We start from the raw sequence: 1,232 nt of genomic DNA, 5'->3' as shown, positions 1-1,232 counted from the left end.
AAGGCCGGCCCCTTTCCAAGACAAGGAAACCGGCCTCGGGCCGTTACGGCTCAAACCTGAGGAACCCTCAAACAATTACCGACCCACGCACCTAGAGCACCTTGCGGATGGTTTCCTCAAAGCTGGTGACGTGGTGCAGGGCAAGCTCGGCCGCCCTGTCGGCGTCGCCCGCGGCCACCGCCTTGAGCAGGTCCACGTGCTCGGTGATGTGGCCACTGACCGATGGGACCTTGTCCAGGACCAGGCACCAGATGCGCGTAGCCAGGTTGTCGTAGCGGATCAGCGTGTCTTCCAGGTGCGGGTTGGCGGCCGCCTTGTAGATCAGCCGGTGAACCGTCAGGTCGTACCTCATGAGGTCGCGCGTCTCCCCCGGGTTGGGATCCAGCTTCGCAATGGCATCAGCGACCTGCAGCAGTTCACGGCGCATGGACTCGCTTGCCCTGTTGGCCGCTCGGCGCGCGGCCAGCGGCTCCAGAACTTCCCGGATCGCCGAGACATCGGCCAGCTCCGTGAAGTCCACATTCGTGGCAAAAGTACCGCGGCGCGGATAGGACACCACCAGATGGTCTACCTCCAGCCGCTTGATGGCCTCTCGCACCGGCGTGCGGCCGAAGCCCAGCTCTGCCGCCAACTGCCCGTCATTGATCGGCTCGCCGGGGCGGATTTCGAGCATGATCAGCTTGTCGCGCAGCTGCCGGTAGGCGGCCTCCGCCTGCGACGGCGCTTCAACCTCGGCGGGAGGCAGTACAGGAAGTGCATTCAAGGCGCCGCTCCATTCTTCGCTTGTGCGGCTTCGACTTCCAACCGGAAGCTCGAGGCCATCTTGCCACCGGCTATTGACTATTGTGTGATTCCAATCATACCATTGAGCCAACACTGATATATCAGTTATTACAACAGTGGTATTTCAAAGGAGCATCCGTGGTTGAGCAGTTGAACGATCGACTTTCCGCAGTCGATCCCGAGGTCCAGCAGGCCATTAACAATGAGCTGGTCCGCCAGCAGTCAACGCTGGAAATGATCGCCTCGGAGAATTTCGCCCCGTCCGCCGTCATGGAGGCGCAGGGCTCGGTCCTGACGAACAAGTACGCCGAGGGCTATCCCGGCAAGCGCTACTACGGCGGCTGCGAGCACGTGGACGTCATCGAACAGCTCGCCATCGACCGTGTTAAGGCCCTCTTCGGCGCTGAATTCGCGAACGTGCAGCCGCATTCAGGCGCGCAGGCCAACGC

General features: G+C 62.0%; 1 protein-coding gene and 1 pseudogene. One reads left to right on the top strand and one right to left on the bottom strand.

Annotated elements, in window-relative coordinates:
- Positions 1–91 precede the first annotated feature (91 nt).
- Positions 92–763: a GntR family transcriptional regulator gene (locus ACVWY0_RS22310; RefSeq protein WP_485838634.1), complete on the bottom strand. Its 672-nt coding sequence runs from the start codon at positions 761–763 to the stop codon at positions 92–94.
- A gap of 158 nt (positions 764–921) precedes the next feature.
- Here ACVWY0_RS22310 and ACVWY0_RS22305 point away from each other — a divergent pair.
- Positions 922–1,232 (top strand): annotated as a pseudogene (locus ACVWY0_RS22305) (serine hydroxymethyltransferase); the annotation flags it as partial.

Source organism: Arthrobacter sp. UYNi723 (genome assembly GCF_054057635.1).
Note: the sequence above shows the minus strand (reverse complement) of the source record. Positions and strands in the feature narration are given on the sequence as shown.